Source organism: Metabacillus sp. 84 (assembly GCF_050107715.1).
Lineage (GTDB): Bacteria > Bacillota > Bacilli > Bacillales > Bacillaceae > Metabacillus_B.
Map to the genome: position 1 here is coordinate 15,183 of NZ_JBNILN010000019.1, position 21,591 is coordinate 36,773.

Annotated in this window: 22 protein-coding genes; 13 read left to right on the top strand and 9 right to left on the bottom strand. The window is 45.5% G+C overall.

Annotation, left to right across the window (positions count from 1 at the left end; translation table 11 throughout):
- The first annotated feature begins 15 nt into the window (after positions 1-15).
- Entirely contained in the window at positions 16-150 is a 135-nt protein-coding gene (locus ACQCV8_RS19260; protein WP_426847082.1) for a hypothetical protein, read from the top strand.
- Positions 151-458: 308 nt separating this feature from the next.
- Here ACQCV8_RS19260 and ACQCV8_RS19265 read toward each other — a convergent pair whose 3' ends face one another.
- From ACQCV8_RS19265 to ACQCV8_RS19275, 3 genes are all read right to left on the bottom strand, one after another.
- Entirely contained in the window at positions 459-995 is a 537-nt protein-coding gene (locus ACQCV8_RS19265) for a DUF3267 domain-containing protein (RefSeq protein ID WP_426847083.1), read from the bottom strand.
- Positions 996-1,254: 259 nt separating this feature from the next.
- Positions 1,255-1,860, bottom strand: coding sequence for an HTH-type transcriptional regulator Hpr (locus tag ACQCV8_RS19270; protein WP_426847084.1), 606 nt, complete (start codon positions 1,858-1,860; stop codon positions 1,255-1,257).
- 200 nt (positions 1,861-2,060) lie between these two features.
- Entirely contained in the window at positions 2,061-2,417 is a 357-nt protein-coding gene (locus ACQCV8_RS19275; protein WP_426847085.1) for a YtxH domain-containing protein, read from the bottom strand.
- A 185-nt stretch (positions 2,418-2,602) separates the two neighbouring features.
- Here ACQCV8_RS19275 and ACQCV8_RS19280 point away from each other — a divergent pair, with 185 nt between their 5' ends.
- A complete protein-coding gene (locus ACQCV8_RS19280; RefSeq protein WP_426847086.1) occupies positions 2,603-2,785 on the top strand; it encodes a hypothetical protein in 183 nt (60 codons plus the stop codon).
- 131 nt (positions 2,786-2,916) lie between these two features.
- On the opposite strand, the gene ACQCV8_RS19285 is transcribed toward ACQCV8_RS19280, so the two are convergent.
- The 4 genes from ACQCV8_RS19285 to ACQCV8_RS19300 form a co-directional block, all read right to left on the bottom strand.
- Positions 2,917-3,438 carry a tryptophan transporter gene (locus ACQCV8_RS19285; protein WP_426847087.1) on the bottom strand — a complete coding sequence of 174 codons (522 nt, stop codon included), beginning with the start codon at positions 3,436-3,438 and terminating at the stop codon, positions 2,917-2,919.
- Positions 3,439-3,537: 99 nt separating this feature from the next.
- Positions 3,538-4,641 (bottom strand): 3-phosphoserine/phosphohydroxythreonine transaminase, encoded by a 1,104-nt coding sequence (gene serC, locus ACQCV8_RS19290; protein ID WP_426847088.1) that lies wholly within the window; start codon positions 4,639-4,641, stop codon positions 3,538-3,540.
- Positions 4,642-4,877: 236 nt separating this feature from the next.
- Positions 4,878-5,306, bottom strand: a complete 429-nt coding sequence (locus tag ACQCV8_RS19295) for an HIT family protein (protein ID WP_426847089.1) — start codon at positions 5,304-5,306, stop codon at positions 4,878-4,880.
- A gap of 113 nt (positions 5,307-5,419) precedes the next feature.
- The gene (locus ACQCV8_RS19300) at positions 5,420-6,871 is read right to left on the bottom strand and encodes a carbon starvation CstA family protein (RefSeq protein WP_426847090.1); all 1,452 of its coding nucleotides are present in this window, start codon (positions 6,869-6,871) and stop codon (positions 5,420-5,422) included.
- A 243-nt stretch (positions 6,872-7,114) separates the two neighbouring features.
- Between ACQCV8_RS19300 and ACQCV8_RS19305 the strand changes: the two genes are divergently transcribed.
- From ACQCV8_RS19305 to ACQCV8_RS19325, 5 genes are all read left to right on the top strand, one after another.
- Positions 7,115-7,432 carry a hypothetical protein gene (locus ACQCV8_RS19305; protein WP_426847091.1) on the top strand — a complete coding sequence of 106 codons (318 nt, stop codon included), beginning with the start codon at positions 7,115-7,117 and terminating at the stop codon, positions 7,430-7,432.
- A 463-nt stretch (positions 7,433-7,895) separates the two neighbouring features.
- Positions 7,896-8,645, top strand: coding sequence for an ABC transporter ATP-binding protein (locus ACQCV8_RS19310; protein WP_426847092.1), 750 nt, complete (start codon positions 7,896-7,898; stop codon positions 8,643-8,645).
- A complete protein-coding gene (locus tag ACQCV8_RS19315) occupies positions 8,629-9,858 on the top strand; it encodes an ABC transporter permease (RefSeq protein WP_426847093.1) in 1,230 nt (409 codons plus the stop codon). The genes ACQCV8_RS19310 and ACQCV8_RS19315 overlap by 17 nt, the downstream gene beginning before the upstream one ends.
- 405 nt (positions 9,859-10,263) lie before the next feature.
- On the top strand, positions 10,264-10,668 hold the full coding sequence (locus ACQCV8_RS19320) for a DUF3992 domain-containing protein (protein WP_426847094.1): 405 nt from the start codon (positions 10,264-10,266) through the stop codon (positions 10,666-10,668).
- 67 nt (positions 10,669-10,735) lie between these two features.
- Positions 10,736-11,194: an S-Ena type endospore appendage gene (locus tag ACQCV8_RS19325; protein ID WP_426847095.1), complete on the top strand. Its 459-nt coding sequence runs from the start codon at positions 10,736-10,738 to the stop codon at positions 11,192-11,194.
- 178 nt (positions 11,195-11,372) lie between these two features.
- Here the strand turns inward: ACQCV8_RS19325 and ACQCV8_RS19330 are convergent, their stop codons facing one another.
- The gene (locus ACQCV8_RS19330) at positions 11,373-11,873 is read right to left on the bottom strand and encodes an antibiotic biosynthesis monooxygenase family protein (RefSeq protein WP_426847096.1); all 501 of its coding nucleotides are present in this window, start codon (positions 11,871-11,873) and stop codon (positions 11,373-11,375) included.
- Between the two features lie 127 nt (positions 11,874-12,000).
- Between ACQCV8_RS19330 and ACQCV8_RS19335 the strand changes: the two genes are divergently transcribed.
- The 4 genes from ACQCV8_RS19335 (at position 12,001) to hemY (ending at position 17,786) form a co-directional block, all read left to right on the top strand.
- Entirely contained in the window at positions 12,001-14,142 is a 2,142-nt protein-coding gene (locus ACQCV8_RS19335) for a transglycosylase domain-containing protein (protein ID WP_426847097.1), read from the top strand.
- Between the two features lie 127 nt (positions 14,143-14,269).
- Complete coding sequence (gene hemE, locus ACQCV8_RS19340; RefSeq protein ID WP_426847098.1) at positions 14,270-15,313, top strand: uroporphyrinogen decarboxylase; 1,044 nt, start codon at positions 14,270-14,272, stop codon at positions 15,311-15,313.
- A gap of 114 nt (positions 15,314-15,427) precedes the next feature.
- On the top strand, positions 15,428-16,360 hold the full coding sequence (gene hemH, locus ACQCV8_RS19345) for a ferrochelatase (protein WP_426847110.1): 933 nt from the start codon (positions 15,428-15,430) through the stop codon (positions 16,358-16,360).
- Positions 16,361-16,379: 19 nt separating this feature from the next.
- On the top strand, positions 16,380-17,786 hold the full coding sequence (gene hemY / locus ACQCV8_RS19350; protein WP_426847099.1) for a protoporphyrinogen oxidase: 1,407 nt from the start codon (positions 16,380-16,382) through the stop codon (positions 17,784-17,786).
- Positions 17,787-17,930: 144 nt separating this feature from the next.
- Here hemY and ACQCV8_RS19355 read toward each other — a convergent pair whose 3' ends face one another.
- Entirely contained in the window at positions 17,931-18,248 is a 318-nt protein-coding gene (locus tag ACQCV8_RS19355; protein WP_426847100.1) for a hypothetical protein, read from the bottom strand.
- Between the two features lie 334 nt (positions 18,249-18,582).
- On the opposite strand from ACQCV8_RS19355, the gene ACQCV8_RS19360 reads away from it, so the two are divergent.
- Both ACQCV8_RS19360 and ACQCV8_RS19365 read left to right on the top strand, forming a co-directional pair.
- Entirely contained in the window at positions 18,583-19,155 is a 573-nt protein-coding gene (locus tag ACQCV8_RS19360) for a TetR/AcrR family transcriptional regulator (RefSeq protein WP_426847101.1), read from the top strand.
- 74 nt (positions 19,156-19,229) lie between these two features.
- A complete protein-coding gene (locus ACQCV8_RS19365; protein ID WP_426847102.1) occupies positions 19,230-21,437 on the top strand; it encodes a YhgE/Pip family protein in 2,208 nt (735 codons plus the stop codon).
- Positions 21,438-21,591: the final 154 nt, after the last annotated feature.

Sequence of the window (21,591 nt, forward strand, 5' to 3'; positions counted from 1 at the left end):
AGGGGAGGGAAGAGGGTGGGATGTATATCCGATACAGCTGGCTGGACGCAGGGTGAAGACTTGGAGCTGTCTGCCGAAATTGGCATCTTTGTCGAACGCTGCCGAAAAATCGATATATGCCTCATTTCGGTCGATAAAATCAAAAAATAGCCGATATATTGGAAAAATAGCCGATATCCAGCAGAAATAGCCGATATAAGTAAAAAATAGCCGATATAAGTGAAAAGTTGCGATCCTTCACGTCTTAAATACACGAAATAAATGGCTTGGACCAGTAATCGAAGCTTAATTCCATGAAAAAAACCCCCGTCCCGCTGTAAAAAGAGAGCAATAATATCCGCCAGACATAAAAAGGCTCTGAACATGTTCAGAGCCTTTTTAATACGGTTGGTTTTCCTGCACCGGTACCGCGTGAAGCATGGCGAATCTTCATCGGGATATGTTACAGCTAATTCCTGCTATTTATGAATCAGGATCTCCAAAGCATTCCGGTCTTCTTCCACAATACAGGTTTTCGGAGCGGCTATAATCAAACGGGCGTATATTAAATCGGGCACACACCAGCCGATATGGAGGGCGGCGGCCAGACAGAAATAATGAACATATTCAGGCATTAAAAGGCTTGCCTGGATGCTGATCGCTGTGAAAATGATAAATGGGGACAGCAAGGTTGCAAGCATCAGCTGTTTATTGATTTTTGCGCAAGGCTTCAGGCGCAGAATCGGGATGATTCCTGCATATTCCATTTTCATTTTTGGCGGTTTTCCGCATGCCATAAGCGGAAGGGAATGAAGCAGTTTATGAACGGGCAAAATCGAAACCAATAATAGAAAGAAAGTCAACATATGCTCTGCATCCAGCTTCTCACTTTGGTCTACCATCGACAAAGGAAGGTAAAGGGCAATAAAAGCTGCAATGGATGCAAGTATAAAATAAATGAATAGACGCTGAAACCCATAGTCTTTCGACAGGTCGATGGTTTTCCAGCAGTTCATACAATCACCATCCCCTAAAAATAAATCCTTACCTACTTTACTGCCGCAGCTTGAAAAAATCAATACTAAAAAACAAAAAAATAATCAAATTAACAAAACATTTATTTTGGCAGTAAAATAGAAGACGGAGCAGGGGGAAATATAAGGCTTCATGCACTTAAATAAGCTCTATAAAAAAAAGCGCAATCAGGGTCTGAAAAGACTCTTTGCGCTTAGTGCAGGTGTTTTTTTCCTCTATGAAGAAGGCTGCTTCCCCTGATTACTGGTTCGCCGCAGCTTTAGGCTGCTCCTCTTCCTTTTCCTCTGCTTCGATTTTCTTTAGACGTCCGTCTTCTTCTTCAAATTCCTTTTCAATGTTGCTGAAAGATCGTTCAAATATTTCCATAAAGTCGTCCCCGTAAATATTGCGGATGATGGCCATCATTTCAATAATTTCAGGAAATTTCCCATAGAGGCTCTGAAGCGGCATCGCTCCTTTGAACACGGCATTTCTAGTAGGATCATAATCCTCCATAAGCTGTAATAGAATTCCTTCTCCTTTAGGAGTCAGCTGAATATACGTGTTCCGTTTGTCGTCGAGTTTCTTTGAGAATTCAAGAAAGCCGCGCTCTTCCAATTTCTTCGAAAAATTAAAAGCAGTTGAGACATGCATCACTCCGAATTTTGCGATTTCGGAAATGGAGGCTCCTTTTAAATGATAGGCGATCCACAGAATATGATGTTCGTTTATGTTTAAATCATAGGGCTTGATCCATTGCTGCCAGTCCTTCTCGATTGATTTCCAAAGCGCTTTGCTTAACTGGGCGATTCTCTGACTAAAGAGCAATGCTTCTTTTACAGTGTAATCCTTTTCATTTTTCTTCATTCCCATTCACCTACTTTTCCCCGTTTCTAATATTCTCTATTATCCCAAAAAAATAAAGATTAATAAAGATGTAAATTAACAAAATTTTTAAATAAATAAATGCAATCCTTTACTATTGAAAGGTATAAGGAAAAAAGGTGCCAAACCGACAAAGTTTGAGCACCTTTTTATTACAGCTATTTCTTATATGGGAATATTCATCAATTTTTCATAGTATTCTCTAACTGCTTAATTTTCTCTTCAATTGCTTCAATTTCTTTTTGCAGGTTTTCACGGTGAGGTTCAATTTCCACCTGGAATTCCTGGAGGGACGTTTGCAGCTCAGTTGAGACCTCTTTAATAACTTCTGCACTGTCTTTCGCTGCCTGTACAATCTGTTCTTTTAAAGCGATGCTTTCCTCTTTTAGCTGATTGATGGTATTAAGCATACGGTCTTTGCTGTCTTTGATCTGGCCTCTCAGATCTTTTCCGGAAGAAGGGGCGGAAAGCAGGGCTGCTGCGCCTCCGGCAACGGTTCCGGCAAGAATTCCGAGGAAAATGGATTTGGCTTTTGACATTCATTCATCACTCCCGTTATCCGATATTAAAACATTCCACATTACCACCAAAAAATCCTTCTTTACATGATACCCCACTGCCGCTCTGTTAAACAGGATCACCAGGAGGGAAGGGAAACAAGTTTCATAGCCGGGTTCGTAAAGGCATATACATAGGCGTAAAAGGGGGAGAAGGAGGATGCTGATTGGGAATTCTATTCTACTTCATTAGTCTCGTTTTCTTACTCGTTTCACTCAATTATGTAAAAAAGGCGCAGCAGGCTGCTTCCTATCCGCCTAAATGGGTGTTAAAGCAGCGGGCGGCAGTGATGGCGGGAGGAGCAGGGATCACATTACTTGTCGGCATCATGCTGTCTTTGCTGCATTAAAATAAAGAGGATTGCTCCAATCAGCATGTCTGATGGACATTATGTGAATGCAATGGGATGTTCAAAAGATCGGGCTGATCGAATAAAGGGGACTGACCGATACCGGTCAGTCCCCTTTGAATCAATCATCTTTAAGCCGAAACGGTTTTTGAACGTTTATTTATGGCTGCAACGATCGGGAAAATAAAGGTTATGGCAATCGTATTCAATGCGGCTGCCGGTAAAACTACAGTTATAAAGAGGGCCGTAAATCCTGCTCCCCCGGGAAGACCTACAAGGAAAAGGGCGCTTCCAAGGAATATAATTCCTGATAATACGGTTCCGATTGCTGTAAAAGCAGGTACAGTCACAGGTTTCGAAGTCATTTTGCCCGCTAAGACAAGCAATGTGAAGAACGCCAGTGCTGTAAGCGGCTTGTCAATGATGTTCGGCAGCTGCCCGCCTGGAAATCCAGTGGTCAATGCTGAAAGAATTCCTGTCAATACCCCCAAAAGCAGTGTGTTCTTTAGGGTTGGAAACAGGGCAATTCCCAAAAACATCATAGTCAGCATCATATCCGGCTTCATGCCGAAAAAAATCGGCGGGATAATGCTGTGCAAAGCAAGCCCAATGGCGACAAACAGGGACATCGTAACCAGTTCTTTTGTTTTCATAACTCAACTCTCCTCTTCTTGGCTCAAAAGTCTGCTTTCCAATGGTGAACTAATTTCCCATTGCAAAAGCGGTTAAACAAATTATAACAGGAGCCCCGCTCATTGAAAAGAAAAAGTGCTGGCGGGATGATTTTTCCTGTAAGCATTCATAAAGCCGGCAAGCTTTTCGCAGGCTTCAAGCGGCACGGCATTGTAAATAGATGCACGGCAGCCGCCGATGCTCCGATGACCGTTTAATCCGATAAACCCCTGTTCTGCCGCCTTCGCAAGAAAGTCCGTTTCTAAATCCTTGTCAGCGAGCGTAAATGTTACATTCATTTGAGACTCACTGCCTTTTTCAGCGTGGGGCATATAGAAGCCTCCGCTGCCTTCAATCGAATCATATAAGGCTGCCGCTTTTTCCCTGTTTTTCTTTTCAAGGCCACGGGTCCCGCCTTGTTCTTCTGCCCACTCTAAAACTAGCCCCAGCATATAAATGGCAAAAGTAGGGGGGGTATTATATAAAGAGTCTGCTTCGGCATGGGTGTTGTAATCGAGAAATTTGGATTGCGGACAGCTGCCCGCTGCAAGCCATTCCTTGTTTGCAATCACAACCGTTACACCTGATGGGCCGAGGTTTTTCTGGGCTCCCGCATAAATCAGACCAAATTTTCCTATGTCCAGCGGCCGGGATAAAATATCACTGGACATGTCCGCAACGAGGCGGGCATCCGTTTCAGGGAATTCATGCCACTGCGTACCATAAATGGTATTGTTGGATGTGATATGAAGGTAGGCGAGTCCTTCGTGCGCGGTCCACTCAGTTCTTAGCGGAATTGAACGGAATTGTTTTTCCTTCGACGAAGCAATGACTTTAGTCTGGCCGATCTTCTGTGCTTCCTTCAAAGCTTTTTCTGCCCATGAACCTGTTACGATATAGCCTGCTGTCTGTCCTTCATGCAAAAAGTTCATAGGAACCATGGAAAACTGAAGGCTTGCCCCGCCTTGCAAAAAAAGAATATCGTGGGTATCGGGAACCTCCAGAAGCCTCTTCAGCCTGTTCTTTGCTTCTGAGTGAACACGGTTATAATGCTTTCCGCGATGACTCATTTCCATAATCGACATACCTGATTCCTGATAGCTGCTGAATTCTCTTTGAGCACGTTCCAATACTTCCAGCGGCAATGCAGCCGGCCCTGCACTGAAATTTAAAGCTCTTGCCATAGTATAGCCCCCTAAAGCGTTAATCGAATAAAATTAGTTTCATCGTATCATAAATGACAGACAGTTTTGAATATTTTTGTTAAAATCCCTCTTAATCCGTGCTGCCGGTCTGCAATGCGGGCATTCGGGAAAGGTATTCCGGTCTAAGCATCGGTGGTCTTGTCTTCCGGGCTGCTTTATTCATGAATACCAAACGGTTCTCACCACGAAAAAACAGCCCATTGAATGGGCTGTTTTCATCGCTGGGATTGAATTCCTTCCCGAATCTGGCCTGCAAGATCCTGAAGGTTTTCAGAGGTGTAATCATTGGTATGGGTTTTCCAAACGGCGCCAAATCCGTCACCTTTGCCGTATCTTGGAATGATGTGCATATGATAATGAAAGACGGACTGTCCGGCGAGCTCTCCGTTATTGTTCAGCAAATTGAGTCCTTCAGGCTGAAATTGTTCTTTAATCGATCGGGTAATGGCAGGAACAGCCTCAAAAAAATGCCGTGCAATTTCAGGAGTCATTTCGTAAATGTTTTCTTTATGTACTTTGGGCACAACAAGGGTATGTCCTTTTGTTACCTGGCTGATATCCAGAAAGGCGATAACATGCTCGTTTTCAAAAACCTTGGCTCCCGGTATTTCCCCATTAATGATTTTGCAGAAAATGCAGCTCATTTAATCATCCCTTTCACAACTGTTTAGGGGTATTTTACCATAACGATGTCAGAGGATGGAACTTGCGGGAACTAAAAGAGAAGGACTGCAGGTGTAATCTGCAGCCCTGTAGACTAGGCTGCGTTTCCGCCGCCGGATACTTCCAGTTCAAGCGGGAGTTTTTCCTTTCTTGCTTTTCTGGCCGCCCGCACAAACAGCACAATGATCAGAGAAGTTATGAAGGCTGCTGCAATCAGTGCAGCGTTCATAGGAAGACGAAAACCGATTGGTGCATTCAAAATATAAGTCATTGTAGCCATTGTCATGAAAATTCCAGGGATCATGGCGACCCAGTAATTTTTCTTGGCAATGAACAGGTACATGGCCCCTACCCAGAGGGCAATAACCGCTGTGGACTGGTTTGCCCATGAAAAGTACCGCCAAAGCAAATTGAAGTCGATGTTTGTAAGTGCATAAGAGATGACAAAGAGCGGCAGTGCAATCCATAACCGGTTTAAAAACGTTTTCTGCGTAATGGTAAAGTAATCGGCAATAATCATTCTTGCGCTTCTAAAGCAGGTATCTCCGGAGGTGATTGGCAGGACTATCACGCCAAGAACAGCGAGCGTCCCGCCGATAGCTCCAAGCATTATGGCGGAGGATTCACTTACGACCGCAGCCGGACCGCCATTCGCAAGCACTTCATTCAGCCCTCCGGAACCATTAAACAGGCTCATGGCTGCAGCAGCCCAAATCATGGCGATGATTCCTTCTGCTATCATCATGCCGTAAAAGATTTTTCGGCCGTTCTTTTCATTTTTAGCTGTTCTTGAAATAATCGGTGTCTGGGTTGCATGAAAACCCGAAAGTGCTCCGCAGGAGATGGTCAGAAACAGCAGCGGAAACACGGGCATATTATCAGGGTGCATATTTTGCAGGGTCAGCTCTGGAATCGGCGCGCCTGTAAACACGAGCATTCCGCCTACCCCTAAGGCGCTGATCAGCAAAAGTGCACCAAAGTATGGGTAAAGCCTGCCAATGATTTTATCAATGGGCAGCAAAGTGGCAAGGATATAATACAAAAAAATAGCTCCTACGATCAGCCCCATTGTCACACTGCCTCCGAATAGATCTCCGAGCAGGGCAGCGGGGGCGCTGACAAAAACAGTTCCTGTTAAAAGAAGCAGCAGGATTGCAAAAATATTAACTACATGTTTCATCGCTTTTCCCAGGAATTTTCCCGCAAGCTCCGGAAGATGCGCGCCGCGGTTTCGTATGGAAATCATTCCTGTCAGGTAATCATGCACTGCTCCGGCAAATATGCAGCCGGCTACAATCCAGATAAATGCTACAGGTCCGTAGAGCGCTCCCAATATGGGTCCGAAAATCGGACCGACACCTGCGATGTTAAGCAGCTGGATCAATGCATTCTTTTTCGTTCCCATCGGAAGGTAATCCACTCCGTCCTGATGAGTGTATGCCGGAGTTGAACGGTTTTCCTTAATGCCAAATATTTTCTCGATCACTTTCCCGTAAATGAAATAGCCTGCAATCAACAGTGCAATTCCTGCAAGAAATGTATACAAACAATCCCCTCCGTTTGTTCAATATAAAGTTTGCCTTAGATAGAAAACGCTTACACAATTCTTCTCTTAAACCTAACATGTTTCAGAATGAATAGCTACATGGATGATTTTTCAGGAAAGGAAAAACCGGAGCCTGCGAATGAGGTTACAGGATTGGAACGGAAGAAAATGGAACCTATCTGAACGATCAAACGTAATGGATAGAGATAACCAAAATACAGGTATAAATGGAGGGGGATTTAGATGAAAAAAGTTATTTCTATGCTCTTGACCGGCCTCGTATTAGCAGGTACAAGCTGGACCATTTCTTTTTATGCAGGCGGAGAAGCAGCGGACTATGCATTTTTTGTAGGACTGCTTGGATTTGCCCTTATTTACTTTTTTTCATCATCCGGAGGTGCTTTTTCCAATACGGTGGATGTGGCTCTACAATCTGCCACGGGGACTAAGATGGAACATCAAAAACATAAATTTCAGATTAGCTATGCGCTTATCGCAGCAGGAATATTTACACTATTTGCCCTCCTTATTATGCTGGTTAAATACGCAGAATATTTTTAAGGCTGAAGGAGTGAGAAGGGTTACGTTGGGGATGCCGCAGACTGAGGATAAAACAGGAAAGCAGGACCTGCAGCGTTTGGCAGGCCCTGCTTAAGAAGAAGGGAAGGACTCATTTTTAAAACGGTAATATGCCTTCGACAAACACCTCATTTGATAGAAGCGGCTGGCTTAAAAAGGTTTCAATCAGAAATTCTGCCTTTAACAAACACCTCATTTTTAAGCGATGTGCTCGCGGATACAATCCTTGACTTCCACTCTGGTGAACTGTTTAAGCTTTTACGTCTTTGACAAACACCTCATTCGCAAAGTAAATGAACTTCCTTCTTCCCTATTTAGAATGCTCGATGGCATGAGCCTCTATACTGGATAATTTTGCTTAAAGCCACCGGCTTACACGACAGCGGCCCAGTCGTTTTGTTATGATACATACATGAACAATACAGTATGGAGAGGGATTAAGGATATGACACTTTTGCATGTAGATGGTGTAACAGGGGGCTACACAAGAAATCCGGTCTTGAAAGATGTTTCTTTTTCTGTTGAAAAAGGCCAGATTGTAGGGCTGATCGGATTAAACGGGGCCGGGAAAAGCACGGCCATTAAACACATCATCGGGCTGATGGAACCGAATAAAGGAAAGATCTCCATTAATGGGCAGACGTTTGATGATCATCATGAACAATACAGGCAGCAGTTTACGTTTATCCCTGAAACGCCGATTCTTTACGAGGAAATGACGCTTTATGAACATTTGGAGCTTACCGCGATGGCGTATGGACTTTCGAAAACTGAATTGGATTCAAGACTGGCTCCGCTTGTGAAAGAATTCAGAATGGAAAAGCGCTTGAAATGGTTTCCTGCTCATTTCTCCAAAGGGATGAAACAAAAAGTCATGATCATGTGCGCCTTTCTGGTTGAGCCGGAACTGTATATTATTGACGAACCTTTTGTGGGTCTGGATCCGCTTGCGATTAATTCATTGCTTGAGAAAATGGATACGGCTAAGCAAAGGGGGGCAGGCATTCTTATGTCCACGCACATCCTTGCGACTGCGGAACGCTATTGCGATGCATTTATTATTTTGCATAATGGTGAGGTGCGTGCCAAAGGGACCTTAAGCGATTTGCAGCGGGAATTCGGGATGAGTGGAGCGAACCTGGATGATCTTTACATTCAGCTGACGAAGGAAGAAGATTATGAAGAGCGTTCTTGAGCTGTGGAACAGCCGTCTCGAAGAGCATATAAAGGAAGTCCGCTCCTACTTGAGGTATATGCTCAACGACCATCTTTTAATTGTTATGATCTTTCTCCTGGCAGGAGGGGCGCTATGGTATCAATCGTGGCTGAAAGAGCTTCCTGAAGCATTTCCGGCTGAAATGGCAACTGCAGCTGTACTTGCTGCTGTCCTCATTCTTTCGAGTGTACGAACGTTATTTAAAGAAGCAGATTTAGTATTTTTGCTTCCGCTTGAAGGGAAGATGAACCCTTATTTAAGGAAAGCGAAAACCTATAGTTTTATCCAGTTTATGCTGCCAATCATTTTGCTGTTTCTTTTGCTCGGCCCGCTCTATCTTGCTGTTTCCTCTGCGGGAGCTTGGTATTTGGCAACGGGTGTTTTGCTGTTATTGCTAATCTGGTGGAACATGGACTGTGATTGGTACATATCCTTTTCACAAGAAAATATATCTATAGCTGGGGATCGGCTTGTCCGGTTCGCATTGAATGCTGCAGTCCTGTATTTTGTCCTTTCAGCTATGCCTGTTTATGCTCTTATCATTGCCTTGCTTATGGGAATGCTTTATATGTATTACAGACGTACAGCAAAAGGCAAGGGACTTAGATGGGATCGGCTTATCCGAGCAGAGTACCGCAAAAAGCAGTCCTTTTACCGGCTAGCCAATTTGTTTACAGATGTACCTAAGCTTCGTAAGGAAGCAAAACGAAGGATCTATCTTGACTGGATTCTAAGCAGCATTAAGTTCGGACAAGAGCATGTTTACCTGTACATGCTATCGAGAGCCTTTATTAGAGGAACGGATTATTTAGGAGTTTTCATCCGGCTTACCGTCATAGCCGGAGCCGTTGCTTTTTTTGCAGAAACCAATCTTTATGGAGCGATTGCGGTTATCCTGGCCGCCATTTTCTTGACTGGTGTGCAGCTGATCTCGCTAGTGAAGCATTTCGATATGCTCTCCTTGCCGGATCTGTACCCAGTCAGGACAGAAGTGAAAAGTAAAAGCTTTTACACACTTCTTCGAACGATCCTTCTCACACAAGGCTTTCTCATTGGAGCTGTCCTAATGCTGAAATTGGAGTGGATTCAGGGAGCTGCTTCAATAGGAGCGGCTGTCGTATTTGTGTTCATTTTCGTTTATGGCTATGTGAGAAGAAGGGTGGAAGCCATGACAAGCAGGGGGAATCAATAAAAAAAGTTGAAATGTCCCGGGCTTGTCTGAACGATCACACTGAGTGAACATATTCCAATAGGTAACCCCTGGTATGCTCATGTGCATACCAGGGGTTTTCTTATGCGAAAATACTGCTGCTCTTAGCTGCAGATGGCAGCCAGCAGTGTTTGTCATTACTGCGTCTCTCCTTTCCTGCTATTCCTGAAAGAGCCTTCACACCTCTCCGATCCAATCTGAAGCCTAAACAACCAGCAAACCGCTTAAGCTTTTCAAGGTCTAACTATTGAACAATCCTTTTTGCGGACATCTTGAGGAGGAATTCAATTTAATGAAAAATTATTATCTACGCTTAGTCCTATCTCCCATACCATTTTCTTCAAAAACCATAGAATATTTTATCTTTACAAAAGGAGATGAATTACTATGGCAAGCTGCTGCGGCTGTTGTCCGGACGATTCAATGAGAGGCGATATCGTTACGGATGATTTTTGCGGTAATTTCAATGTACCATGCAGGGGAGGAGGCAACCCTCTGCCCGAGCTGCTGTGGAGGGCGGCAAATGTATTAAACGGAGTGGAAACAGCAGGCACGGTAAGTGTATATTATGATAGCGGCTGTGCGGATGAACTGCTGATGATTCCAATTGTCCTTGTTAATGGAGCAGAGGAAAATCTCGCTCCAATTTTAATAGCCCCTGGCAATACAAGATCGTATACGACTAAAAATTTGGTAGGCTTGCTTATTGTATGTTCTTCCGAAAGCAATCAGCAGGGCTCCTGCAGAGGGAAATATTGCATCACGTATCACTATGATGTACTTGCTGTCTAAAACTCTAGTATTGAATGCGTCATCAAAGCACGATTCTTATTGACCTTTATCGAAGTGAGGCGAGAAAATGGATGACACAAGATGGATTGAAAGCCGATGTCCGGAATTTATTTATCCAAAGGGCTGTCAGGGCATATATCCGCCTAAACCACCCTGTCCCAAGCCAAAAATAGAAAAACGCCTCATTTCTGATGAGGTTTGCGGAAATATTAGTCAGCCCTGCGACGGAAGCTTTGTGGAGTATTGGAGAGCAGTCGGTCTGCCGCAATTCCCTTCAGCCACTGTATCGGTCGTGAATAAAAGTGATTGCATCATGACTGTCCGGGCAGATACGAACGGTGACGGTGTGCCGAATGCTACTCTATTTCAGCTGACTGAAAGGAATCAGACGAAATCTGTGACGATCGGCAGCATTAGTCAGCTTGAGGTAAGGTGTCAGAATGGCAGTACGCCAAGTGGAACGTGCAGCGGTACTTTTTGCCTGACCCTCCACTACGAGAGAGACATTATCCATCTATTGGATTAACAATCCGGATGCTCAGGCAAAGAAAAGAGCCTGCACTGTGTGAAAATAGTGTCAAAAGTTTGTCATTTCCTTGGAAATATTCCAAAATTGAGCATTTCAATAATGTTTCATTTGTCTAAACATGGTATAGTATTTGTCGTTAATGCAAAAAGGATCCGCTTTACGCGGATCCCTGCCATTACTTTAAAACTTGATAGATGGTCACGTAAGAAGGTCGGGGGAAGATGGATTTTTGATCAACCCCGTCAGAGGTTCCTCTCTTTTTGTGGGCCTGCTCATAGGCGTTTGACTGCTGCCAGTTTTTAAAAGAGGCTTCGTCCTCCCACAATGTGAGGATGACATACGTATCATCGCGCAGCGGTCGGAGAACGCGGATTGCAGCGAAGCCGGGTTCGTTTTCAATCATCCTGGCCCGTTCCTTAAAGCGCTGCTCAAACAGCGGTTTTCCTTCTTCTGTAACAGGAATGTTATTTAATACAGCGTATCCGGCTCTCTCAAATAACCCGGCTGTGTCGAGCACCTCATACCTTTTCGGTTCCTTCAGCATCGTTTCTCCATCTGTCTCGTGAATCAGCATCGCACTCTCATCCGTATGCATCAGGAGCATATTCTCCTGCGCATTTCTTTCTGCAATACCCTCTAAATAGTCAACTGTTCCAAATGTCATGTACAAGTTCATCGGAATCACCTCTTGTTCATTATAGTCAGTATTCAAGTTCAGAGCCATTCATGAACTGTACATATTAATACCTGAAAATACCAATCCTAAAACCTAAACAGGAAATCCCACAGAATCGGGTGATAAAATGAAGCGTTTTACAATAAGGACGGCTGCTGCATTGGGAATTATCATCATTTTTTCATTAACAGGTTATCTTACTATATTAGTTGCCGGCAGCACGATGATTGATGAGAAAAAACTGGTCATGCCTTCCGCCACACGGCTTGTGGATGCAGAGGGAAAAGAAATAACCCGGCTGTATGAGCAAAACAGAGAGATTGTCGGGATTGAAAAAATACCCAAACACGTTCAGCAAGCATTTATCGCAGTTGAGGATCAGCGATTTTATGAGCACAGCGGGATTGATGTGAAGGCAATTGGACGGGCTGTTTATAAAGACATCGCAGCAGGAGGAAAGGTTGAGGGCGGGAGCACGATCACTCAGCAGCTCGCAAAAAATGTCTTTTTGTCAGGTGAAAAATCCTGGCTTAGAAAAACAAAGGAAGCTGCGATAGCCATCAGTCTTGAAAACAAATACAGCAAGGAAAAGCTTTTGGAAATGTATTTAAACCAGCTTTACTTCGGGCATGGCGCTTATGGAGTAGAGGCAGCGTCCCGTTATTTTTTCCAAAAGGATGTTTCTGAACTGACAGTGGAAGAAGGGGCAACGCTTGCTTCGCTTCCAAAAGCTCCGTCTTCCTATTCTCCGATTCTTCACCCTGAAAAAGCGAAGGAGCGGAGGGATACGGTGCTCTCTCTTATGGAGGAGCAGGGACATCTCTCAGCAGAGGATGCAGTGAGCCTCCAGGGGAAAACACTTGGGCTGAATGTCAGCAAGAAGCTTGACCGCCCATGGCTATACAGCTATGTTGACCTCGTGATGGACGAAGCAGAGGAAACCTACTCGATTTCGAATCAGGAGCTGCTGCGGGGCGGATATACCATTACGGTCCCCCTGAATCAGGAGATTCAAAAGAAGGCTTATGAAGCGTTTCAATCCGATTCAAACTTTCCGGGAACAAATAATGAAGCTCAAGGTTCATTTGTCCTGCTGGACAATCAGACGGGGGGTGTAATGGCTGCTGTAGGCGGCAGGGATTATGTTCCAAAAGGGTACAACCGCGTAACTGCAAAAAGGCAGCCGGGTTCTACGTTTAAGCCGCTGGCTGTTTTCGGACCTGCCATGGAAGAAAACCTGTACGAGCCCTATTCGCTTCTCTCGGATTCCTTTCAAACCTACGCAGGCGGCTATGCACCGGAAAACCATGATGACCGGTACCAGGGACAGGTGACGATGTTTGACGCACTCATAAATTCCAAGAATGCTCCTGCTGTTTGGACGATGAACGAACTTGGAATCGAAAAGAGCAAAACATACCTGGAAAAGCAAGGGGTAGGTGTCGAGGATGACGGACTGGCTATTGCTCTCGGAGGTCTGACAGAGGGAGTAACGCCTCTGCAGCTTGCCAGCGCTTATCGCGTCTTTCCTAAAGAAGGCATGTATGCGGAAGCGTATTTCATTGACAGCATTCAGGATCGGAACAGGAAGGTCATCGGGGAAAGGGAGCAGAAAGAATCCAGAGTCTATTCTAAACAGACCGCGTGGAATATGACGAGGATGCTTCAGCACACGGTCAGCGAAGGGACAGCGAAAGACGGCTCTTATTCTGGAGACCTGGCAGGAAAAACCGGAACAACCTCTTACCCGAAAAAAGAAGGAGCCGTGATGGATGCCTGGTTTGCAGGCTTTACTCCTGAAGTAACCGGCGCCCTGTGGATGGGATATGACCATACGACGGAAACCCGGCATTTAACGGCTGGGAGCTCTTATCCGACGAAGCTTTTCAAAGCCATTATCAGCGAAGCGGAATCCGTGCCGAAAACAGCTTTTGCTGTGCCACAGGGTACGGATGATCTTGAAAAGCCAATCAGACTGAAAGCCCTCAATGATATTCATGCTGATTATGCGTTTGAGCCTCTCGGATTAATAACGGTCTCGCTATCGTGGGAAAAGCAGGAAGATCCGCGTGTTGAGTACAGGATTTATGAAAAGGATGGAGGCAGTGAAAAGCTGATTGGCAAGGTGAAAAATGGCAGCTCTTATGACATCCCTTTCAGCAATGTGTTCTCATCAGCTTCCTATAAAGTGGTGCCTTTTAATGAACAGACGAACGAAGAAGGCAAAGGCACGCCATATGTTCAGCCTAAGATTTTTTCCGGCATGTAAAAGAAAGGAGCCCCCGGGCTCCTTTTTAGTCTATTTTTTGACAAATGCCCGTCTCTGCTATACTAATGAAATGAGAACGTTTATATTGGAAACACATACATACGAGATTAAGTAAGGTGGGAGAATCATGGAATCCAAACCATTCAATGATGCCTTTTTGAAGGCTTGCAGAGGGGAAAAGACCGATCATGTACCGCTATGGTTCATGAGGCAGGCGGGACGCTCCCAGCCGGAATACCGGGAAATTAAAGAAAAATACGGGTTATTTGAAATAACTCACCAGCCTGAGCTTGCAGCTTACGTTACAAGGTTGCCCGTAGAGCAGTATAATACGGACGCCGCCATTCTATACAAGGATATCATGACTCCGCTTCCGGCAATTGGAGTGGATGTGGAAATTAAGACTGGAATCGGTCCGGTGATCAGCAATCCGATCCGGAGCGTAAAGGATGTTGAAAGGCTTGGGGAAATTCATCCTGAAGAAGACATCCCGTATATCCTCGATACCATCAGAATTCTGACGAAAGAACAGCTTCAAGTTCCGCTTATCGGGTTCGCAGGAGCTCCATTCACATTGGCAAGCTATATGATTGAAGGCGGTCCATCCAAAAATTACAACAAAACCAAGGCATTTATGTACTCTGAGCCCAAAGCGTGGTTTGCGCTCATGGATAAGCTTGCCGATACGATGATTACGTATATTGAATCCCAGGTAAAGGCGGGAGCTAAGGCCATCCAGATTTTTGATTCATGGGTTGGGGCTTTGAATGTTATGGATTACAGAACGTTTATAAAGCCGGTCATGAGCCGTATTTTCACAAGCCTTGCATCGCTTGAAGTACCGCTTATTATGTTTGGTGTCGGGGCAAGCCACCTTGCCAGGGAGTGGCATGACTTGCCGCTGGATGTTGTTGGCCTTGATTGGAGGCTTTCCATTGATGAAGCAAGAACTCTCGGATTGACGAAAACCCTTCAGGGCAACCTCGATCCTGCCATATTGCTTGCGCCATGGAACGTAATAGAAGAAAGACTGGCTGACATCGTCGATCAGGGAATAAAAACCGATCGGTATATCTTTAACCTGGGTCACGGAGTGTTCCCGGATGTGCAGCCGGACACACTTAGAAAAGTAGCCTCATTTGTTCATGAATATTCTGCGGCCCGCAAATAACTGAAAAAACATTCCAAGAGCATCCTGCTTGGAATGTTTCCTCTTAAAGTGGCAAAATGGAAAACATAAGGGAAAGGATTGTGTTCCTTTTCACAAAATAAAAGAGGTGCTTGGATCATGAAAACAAAGATGGGCCTTCTCGTAATGGCTTACGGAACTCCATATAAAGAAGAAGATATTGAACGGTATTATACGCATATCCGCCACGGCAGACCCCCGGCGCCTGAAATGCTCCAGGATTTAAAAGACCGCTATGAAGCGATCGGAGGGATTTCTCCGCTGGCGAAAATCACTCTCGAACAGGCAGAAAAGCTTGAGCGGCATTTGAACACGGTTCAGGATGACATTGAATTTACCATGTATCTTGGCTTAAAGCATATCGAGCCTTTTGTTGAAGACGCCGTTAAGCAAATGCACGAAGACGGCATTACAGAGGCTGTGAGCATTGTCCTTGCTCCCCACTATTCAACCTTCAGCATTAAATCCTATAATGGACGGGCAAAGGAAGAAGCAGAAAAGCTCGGCAATCTCTCCATTACTTCGGTTGAAAGCTGGTACCGGGAACCGAAGTTTATTCAATACTGGTCTGACCGGGTCAAGCAGACGCTGGATGCGATGTCAGAGGAAAATAGAAAAACAGCCGTACTCATTGTCTCTGCCCACAGTCTGCCTGAAAAAATTATCGCGGCAGGAGATCCATACCCGGATCAGCTGAAAGAAACGGCTGATTTAATTGCCGAAGCGGCAGGTGTACAGAATTATGAGATCGGCTGGCAAAGCGCCGGGAATACCCCGGATCCATGGATCGGACCGGATGTACAGGATCTGACCCGCGATTTATATGAACAAAAAGGATACAGAAACTTTATCTACACACCCGTAGGGTTTACAGCCGACCACCTTGAGGTCCTGTTTGATAACGACTATGAGTGCAAAGTCGTAACAGATGAACTGGGAGCAGGCTACTTCAGGCCGGAAATGCCGAATGCACAGGATGAGTTCATTGACTGCCTGTCAACTGTAGTGCTCAAGCATCTTCATAAGTAATGAAAAGAAGGCGAATACAATGAACACAAAAAAAATTGTGATTTTAGGCGGCGGGCTTACTGGTCTTTCCGCCGCCTACTACCTGCAAAAGGAACTGGCAGCCCGTTCAGAGAAAGCGGAGATTACGCTCATAGAAGCAAGTCCGAGACTCGGCGGGAAAATCAAGACGGTCCGCAAAGACGGATACGTGATTGAAAGAGGCCCTGATTCCTTTCTAGAAAGAAAATCAAGTGCTCCCGAGCTTGTAAAGGATCTCGGCCTGGAAAGCCAGCTTGTAAACAACGCGGTCGGCCGTTCGTATGTTATGCTTAAGGACGGCCTTCACCCCATTCCAAGAGGAGCTGTAATGGGGATACCGACGCAGGTAAAACCGTTTGTGACTTCAGGCCTTTTTTCTTTAACAGGCAAGCTCCGGGCAGCGGGAGATTTTATCCTTCCTAAAGGCGAACAGCAGAACGATCAGTCATTGGGCCGGTTTTTCAGACGGAGGCTTGGGGACGAGGTAGTAGAAAATCTGATTGAGCCGCTTCTATCCGGAATATATGCAGGGGACATTGACAAGCTCAGTCTGATGTCTACCTTCCCGCAATTTTACGAAACGGAGCAGGAGCATAGAAGCCTGATTCTCGGAATGAAAAAATCTGTGCCCGGCACAAGCCAAAAGCATGATCCTTCCAGAAAGAAGGGGATTTTTCAGACGCTGACGGGCGGCCTGGAAACACTCATTGAAGCACTTGAGAAAAGCCTGACCGGCGTCCGGGTCTTAAAAGGGACAAGAGTAAATGCAATCAAAAAGCAGTCCAATGGAACGTATGAAATTGGTCTGAGCAGCGGATTGCAAGTGGAAGCAGATTCCGTCATTATGGCTCTGCCGCACACAGCTGCAGGGAGCTTGTTAGAGGATAGCGAATTTGATTATTTCCGCCAAATGCCTTCCACGTCAGTAGCAACGGTTGCTCTCATTTTTTCAAAGGAAAACGTCAGCATGACCAAAGAAGGAACAGGCTTTGTTATCTCAAGGAACGGCGGCTACTCCATTACCGCATGTACATGGACGAACAAAAAATGGCCTCATACAGCACCGGATGATAAAGTAATTCTTCGCGCCTACGTAGGCAAGGCAGGAGAAGAAACCATCGTTGACCAATCTGATGAACAGCTCGCAGCGATCGTGATGGAAGATTTAAAGAAAACAATGGCGATTAGCGGTAAACCAGAAGATTATGTGGTCAGCAGATGGAAGCAGTCGATGCCGCAATACAATGTGGGGCACCGTGAGAACATGGAAAGAATCAGCCATTATACAAGTCAAACATACCCTGGTCTTTACCTTGCAGGAGCGTCCTTCGGGGGAGTCGGTCTTCCGGATTGCATTGATCAGGGTAAGGCAGCGGTAAAGAAGACAATGGAGTATTTAAAATTATAGATGCAGCTTTGATAATGAGATTAAGCTGGGGCACCGTAAGCACAGGCGTTTCATTCGCATCACGTTGAAGAAGCAGGGGACAGGCATTGCGTCTGTCCCCTGCTTTTGCTGCCGTCCTTTACTCCGGCACCGGATCTGGGGAGCTTAGACGCACGAGGGTCTGGCAGCTTGATGTTTTCCCTCCCGAATTGTTTTTGCAGCAATAAAGCTTGGGATCAGCCACCACACCGTCGCATCGAAACAGGATTTAGGCGCAGCAGAGAGCGGGACCTGTCCCGCATGAATGCCTCCGGCCCATGATACGACCTGTCCCGGAAGACCACCTCCGGCCCCTGATACGACCTGTCCCGGAAGACCACCTCCGGCCCCTGATACGACCTGTCCCGGAAGACCACCTCCGGCCCCTGATACGCTAAAGGAATGGGGGTCAGAGGCAAAGACTGTTTCTTCTTGATCCTTCAACGCTTCTATTGCTATGGGGAAGAGCAAGACTAGTAGACATAATCGGGGTCGGAGGCGTCCTCCGACCCCTTTCTCGGCTGAAACGCGGGACAGAGGAGCTGCGTTGTTCTCCCTTGTCCTGTAATGGATTTGCTGGGGTAGGGACAGAGGTTTAGTGCATTAGCAGAGTGGGGGACGGAGGCAAAACCCATGCAGTGCTTAGCTCTCCATTTAGAATCACCATTCCGGTTGCCCACTGATTTTAAAGACCTTGCAATCTCAAAATAAAGAGAGTATAGTGAAAGTACTGACTGACTAAAATGTTCAATTGGTCATTTTTAGGAGTGAAGAAGAAGTGAGTATTGACCGGAAGCGGCTGATTATTGATGCAGCAACAAAATCGTTTACTCAATTTGGATATAAGGCCACTACCATGGATCTTGTAGCCAAACAGGCGAATGTCGGAAAAGGGACGATTTATACGTTTTTCAAAAACAAAGAAGAGCTGTTTGACGAAATTTTTACGGCGCTATTAGCGGAAATAAAGCATGCTGCGGATGAAGCGATCCATCCTGAATTCAGTTTTTTCGAGAATGCGCACCGGGCGCTGTACAGCGTTCTGGAGTACCGGAAAAAGCATCAGCTGACCATTAAAATTTTTCAGGAAAGCACAGAACTTGGAACACCTGCGGTTCTGGAGGTCGTTTCAAGGCTTGAAGGAATGGTCATCGGCTACATTAAGCAGCGGATTCAAAAGGCCGTAGAAAAGGGCGAAATAAGTCCGTGTGACCCGGAGCTGACGGCGTTTCTGATGCTGAAGCTTTACATCTCGCTCATTTTCGACTGGGAAAAGAACCACGAACCGCTTACGAAGGAAAAAATCGCCGAACTTTTTGAGCTTTATTTTCTTAAAGGGTTATCCGTCTAGGTAATCCTGTCTTTTTTGCTTAAGAATGACTAAATGAACAAAATGGTCAGAAGTACATTACAGGAGGTTTTAACATGTCACTGCTCGCTAAAGAGTGGAAGGCGCTGCTAACAAACAAAAAGATATTAATACCGGTCATTGCGGTTCTGTTTATTCCTGTGTTATATGCTGGAATGTTTCTTTGGGCGTTTTGGGATCCTTATGAAAATCTGGAGCAGCTGCCGGTTGCAGTCGTTAATCAGGATAAGGGGGCTGAATACGAAGGGGAAGATCTTCAGGTCGGCAAGGATCTTGTCGGTAACCTGAAAGAGAATCCTGATTTCAAATGGGTTTTTGTAGACCAGGAAACAGCCGATAAAGGATTAGAAAATCAAAAATATTACATGAAGATAGAAATTCCTGAAAATTTCTCAGAAAATGCAACTACGCTTCTTGATGACCAGCCTAAAGAGCTGGAAATGAAGTATGTGCCAAACGAAGGGTTTAATTTCCTTTCTGCCCAGATCGGAAATACAGCAATTGAAAAGATTAAAGAAGAAGTGGCTAATGAAGTTACCAAAACGTATGCAGAGGGAATTTTCGGAGATGTAGAAAAACTTGCAGACGGAATTGGAGAGGCAAGTGAAGGTGCCTCTGAAATCGATTCAGGCACAGGCGACCTTAAAGCCGGTTCAGGTACACTGAAGGATGGTTTGAGCCAGCTGGCTGAGAACTCCATTAAGTTTAAAGAAGGAGTCCAATCTGCTTCAGAAGGAACCAAAGACCTTCAGAGCGGAATGAACGATCTTGACAGCGGTCTCGGAGAACTGAAAGAGGGCTATAGTGGTCTGCAAGGCGGAATTAATGAGCTTGCAGACGGAAATGCTCAGCTTGCAGCAGGATCTGAAGAGCTAAACAGCGGTACCGGTGAACTGAATGAAAAGGTTCCGCAGCTGACAGATGGAGCGAAACAGGTTAGTGAAGGGACTGCCGCTCTAGACCAAAAGTTTGCAGAATTTGATAAAGGACAGCAGGAAGCCAAGGAAGGTGCGGAGCAGCTTTCAGGCGGAATTGACCAGCTGCAGGCTAAATTGAAGGAGCTGGAACCAGTCCTTGCAGCCCTTCCAAAGGATCAGCGAGATGAATTGACAGCAGCGATTGACCAGCTGAATACAGGAAGCGATGAGCTGTCAGCCGGAGTGGGAGAGCTTGCCAAAAATTCCTCTTTAATCGCGGGGCAGACAGATAAGCTTGCACAGGGTGCAGCAGCCGTTTATGAAGGACAGCAAGGCGTTCAAACAGGTGTGAGCGAACTCGCTGAAGGTCAGAAGGATTTGAATGCAGGCATTCAGAAATCCGCCGAAGGATCTTCTGAACTCAGCAAAGGAGCAGCCGATTTTGGAACGGGTCTAAACGATGCCAAGGAAGGATCGGCCGCACTTGCCAGCGGCAGCACCGAGCTTACCTCCGGCGTCGGCGAGCTTGAATCCAATTCTGGCGAGCTTGAAAAAGGCGCAGGACAGCTTGCTGATGGTGCATCTGAACTGGATAAAGGCGTTGGCGGCCTTTCAAGCGGTACATCTGAGTTAAGCCAAGCACTTGCTGATGCTGCAGATGAAACGAAGGATACGAAAGGCTCTGAGCCGCTTTATGAAATGATGGCCAAGCCCGTTGGTGTACAAAGCGAGAAAATGAACGAGGTCCCTAACTATGGAACAGGGTTTACACCGTATTTTCTTTCCCTCGGATTGTTTGTCGGAGCGCTGCTGATCTCTATTGTATTCCCGCTTAAACAGTCGGCCGGGGATCCAAAATCAGCTTTGTCCTGGTTCTTCAGCAAATTCGGTGTATTGCTGGCAGTCGGAGTTATTCAAGCTTTAATTGCAGACGCAGTCCTGCTTTTCGGACTGCAAATAGAAGTTCAGAATGTCGGACTGTTCATCCTCTTTAGTATTTTGACCAGCTTGGTATTTCTGACTCTGATTCAATTCTTTGTTACCTCTCTCGGTGACCCGGGACGGTTTGTGGCCATTCTTATTTTGATTTTGCAGCTTACGACATCAGCAGGAACATTCCCGCTGGAGCTCATTCCCGAGCCGCTGCAAATCTTTAATTACTGGCTTCCAATGACGTATTCCGTCGCCGGATTTAAAGCCGTAATCTCAAGCGGTGATTATAGTTATCTTTGGAGCCAATCTGCTGTTTTAATCGGCATGATGCTTCTCATGATGGCCGGTACAATTATTTATATGTTCTTCCAGGTAAGAAAAAATAAACAAATAAAGACAGCGGAAGAAGTATAACCGGTCAGCAGCCCGGCTCTCGTGATGGGAGCCGGGTTTTTTTTGATTCAGGCATAGCATAAAAGGACAGGCTTGCATTGTCTTAATCGCTGCAGCCTAATGGCGATAAAATGTATCTTCTATGAATCTTATATTGAAATGATGAAAACATTTT